The sequence below is a fragment of the Stutzerimonas stutzeri genome, from assembly GCF_024448935.1.
Taxonomy (GTDB): domain Bacteria; phylum Pseudomonadota; class Gammaproteobacteria; order Pseudomonadales; family Pseudomonadaceae; genus Stutzerimonas; species Stutzerimonas stutzeri_AO.
The window spans coordinates 1-3,367 of sequence record NZ_JAMOIE010000173.1; the positions used below are offsets into that span (position 1 = coordinate 1).

A 3,367-nucleotide genomic window follows, 5' to 3' on the forward strand; every position below is an offset into this window, starting at 1 on the left:
ACGCGAAGACCGGCAGACCCTGGCCGGCGCGGCGAGATGCCCGAAGCAGGAACCATGCGACTCCATCCGCATCACCACCTAACGCCTGAATTAAGCCGACTGGCGAAGCCAGTTCGGCTTGAATGAACTGTTAGGTGGGGATGCCGGGGCTGAGTTAGAGCGGGACGTAACATGAGCCAAGAATGCAACGCCGCAGCTTGGGGCTTGCCCGGGATGCCGTGGCGCGCGGTGCCACCGAAGCCACGACAAGCCGAGTGCAGCAGGCCCGACGACCCGAGATCGAGGCGGACGATCCGCTCGCGGTGACGTCAACACCGTCCCCGGCGCCGACCTGGCCGACGCGGCGAGCTGCCCGGCAGGAACCATGCGACTCCATCCGCATCACCACCTAACGTTTGAGCTCAGGCCGCGGCCCGTCAGGGCCGTCGCGCCTGCAGCGAATTGTTATGCGTACGCACGCGATTGCTTAACCAATTCCATGAAATCACTTTCGCCGATAATTCGCATGGGGGCGCCCGCCGCTATTAGCTCTTCAGCTTTCCTGTGTTTTGAGCTCTTTTCATGCCCAACTAGCTTACTAATATCCTGGTCACCGACGACCAACATTGTGGTCTTCTTCGTTACCGACGGGCCTACCTGGCATCCAATTGAGGCGGCAATATTGGCGGCCTCTTGCCGTGATATTCCGAGCGCACCGGTGAAGACTAGTACTTCCCCTGCCAGTTCGCCTTCGGGATTTCCTTCGCGCCGTATAGAAGCTACTGAACCCCCAGAATTTGGAACTATCGGTCGCCCAACCCGCGAAAGCCAGCCTTCAACATCAAGGCCTCTTTCCTCGCATGCCCGAATTAGGATGTGCGCTGAAGCCTTTGCGTCTTCAAGTGCATCATGGTGCTGAAATTTGTACCCAAGCCTTTTGCTCACAGCGGAAAGCCCGTAACCCTGCGCCGCGCATTCTTCCCAAGCGCGACGTACCACTTTTGCCGAATCAAGCCAACGGCAACTTAACTCGACAGCGTTATTCTTCCGAAATGCTTGGCCTATGGCCACGCGGTCAAAGTGTGTATGGCAGACCGTAACTTTTCCGTCAAGCATTGAGCGAAGAGTTTCTGCTATTGCACTAAACGTCGGGGCGCCAACGACAGTTTTCTCAGTAATGCCATGAATGGAAACGTTCATTCCATCAAAATAGTCTTCAGGGTCTACGTAGGACTTCCATTCAGAAACCAAACTGCCGTTTTGATACTCAACAATGCCAATTTGGCAAATTGACGCCATATTGGCATTTGCTGTTTCTACATCTATTGCCACAAAACTAAGGCTGCTCTGAACCGACATCTTCGCCGCCCCCATACTTACTGAGGTCGCTTGTATATGTGACTTTCACGCCAGTTCTCGAGCAAATCAACTGCACTTCAACAGACGTATCAATATCTAGGTTTTCACTTCGCAACCCTTGAAGCTGTGCCAAGTAGAAATACGCGCCAAACTTTTCGCTTTTAATAAACTTCTTTACTCCACCCTTCCACGCAAGGACGGGCAACTCCCCCTGATCTGCACGAGTAGCCAGTTCGGGCTGCTGCTGCCTCAGCTCCCTCCCGACCTCCCAACTCTTGATCAAACCCTGATCATCAGCCTTCCAGCTCTCCTCCCAAGAAAGGCCTGTGCGCACTGGTTCTGAATTTGATCGAGTTATTTTGTTTTTCATATGCTCAACCCTTTCTAGGACGCATAACGCCTGAATTAAGCCGACTGGCGAAGCCAGTTCGGCTTGGATGAACTGTTAGGTGGTGATGCCGGAGCACCGTCACCACTTGAGCCAACAATGCCACAACGTCGCAGCTTTGGGCTTGCCCGGGATGCCATGGCGCGCAATGCCACCGAAGTGATGACAAGCTGAGTGCGGCAGGCCCGACGACACGAGGCCGACGCGGACGATTCGCCCGCAGCGAGGCCAACGCCGCTACCGGCGCCGACCCTGGCCGACGTGGTGAACTGCCCGAAGAAGGAACCATGCGAATCCATCCGCATCACCACCTAACGTTTGGTTAAGGGGCGGGCTTTAGCCCGTCCCAGCGAACGAAGTGAGCGATTTGAACCAATTGTTATGTTTTTAGTTTGGGACGAGCTGGATAAGTTTTTTAACGGATCTGGGCGTGCATTCCAAGGTGACTGCCCTGTCGTCCTTGAACTTGACTTCAACGACATTCTTGCTTTCTGAGTAAAATGAACCGGCAATAGCTATTACTATTGCAAGTAAGACGCCTGCAACATTGAGAAACATGCCAAGAACTATACTGAGTATGATTGCTCCGACTAAAAAACCGAATATTCCGAATTTTTTCTCTTTCGATACATTTGCAGAAACCGAACTAATTTCTTCTGGAATGTATATGCACTTTGACGCGCCTTCGATCACAAGCTTTTGATCGCGGCTGATAAAGGCAGAGCCGCTCACCCCGAAATTGCCGCCAAGTATTTTCATTCTTCCTCCGATACTCCAACCATTTTCAGCAGGTTGGAAAAACATAACGTCCAAGCTCAGCCGACGCGAAACCGCGCAGCGGTTGAGCGGTCGGCTGGAGTGTTTTGTTAGCATTCATGTAGTTAGCTTGCACTTCTCAATTTGGCAGCGGCTGCTGTATAAACAATCATAGCGCGTTTACAGTCACCAAGCGCACGATGGGTTCCATCAGCAGATAACCCCCATCTTTTGCCAGATCAGTGAGACGATAGCGCTTTCGCCCAGGCCAAGCTCGCCGAGACATTTTCAGGGCACACGAAACACGGTTATTGGCAAGTGCGCCAGCGTGATTTTTCTGAACTGCGGTTGTCAGAAACGCCATATCAAACTCAGCATTGAAGGACACAAGTGGAAGATCACCTACGAACTCGATGAATTGTGCGAGAGCTGTCTCTAGGGAATCGCCGTCTTTTTCTACCATATCTTGGGTGATACCGGTAATTTCAGTAATCTTCTTCGGAATCTTTTTGCTGGGTCGAACCAACGCTTGAAATGTATCATGGTTATCAGAGTCTCGATTCACTCGGATTGGTCCGATTTCAATGATTTCATGAGAATCTGATTTCAAGCCGGTAGTTTCCAGATCAAAAACCACGAACCGTTCCGGCAAGATTGAAAGGTCTGACCGGCCTTTGTTTCGCTTTATTCATATATAAATGATCGCTGCTGCGATTATCGCTATGACAAACCAGGTCATGCTCTTATCTCCGAATGCTAACTATAATTAGACACCAAGTGATGTATAAGACGCCGGACGGGACTGGTGCATGACGTTCCTTGCATTGCTTACGCTCCTTGTCCAGGTTGGGCGTTCCGAAAGGATGATGACTGTATAAGGGAGGG

General features: G+C 51.7%; 4 protein-coding genes. All 4 read right to left on the minus strand.

From position 1 onward, the window contains the following. Positions 1 to 444 precede the first annotated feature (444 nt). The 4 genes from NA637_RS24305 to NA637_RS24320 all read right to left on the minus strand — a co-directional run bounded on the left by NA637_RS24305 (position 445) and on the right by NA637_RS24320 (position 3,119). Complete coding sequence (locus tag NA637_RS24305; RefSeq protein WP_256075095.1) at positions 445 to 1,338, minus strand: exonuclease domain-containing protein; 894 nt, start codon at positions 1,336 to 1,338, stop codon at positions 445 to 447. Beyond that, entirely contained in the window at positions 1,316 to 1,708 is a 393-nt protein-coding gene (locus NA637_RS24310; protein ID WP_256075096.1) for a hypothetical protein, read from the minus strand. Before NA637_RS24310 ends, NA637_RS24305 begins: the two co-directional genes overlap by 23 nt. Before the next feature lie 405 nt (positions 1,709 to 2,113). Then, on the minus strand, positions 2,114 to 2,485 hold the full coding sequence (locus NA637_RS24315; protein WP_256075097.1) for a hypothetical protein: 372 nt from the start codon (positions 2,483 to 2,485) through the stop codon (positions 2,114 to 2,116). Between the two features lie 166 nt (positions 2,486 to 2,651). Then, positions 2,652 to 3,119 carry a 3'-5' exonuclease gene (locus tag NA637_RS24320; protein WP_256075098.1) on the minus strand — a complete coding sequence of 156 codons (468 nt, stop codon included), beginning with the start codon at positions 3,117 to 3,119 and terminating at the stop codon, positions 2,652 to 2,654. Between the last annotated feature and the right edge of the window lie 248 nt (positions 3,120 to 3,367).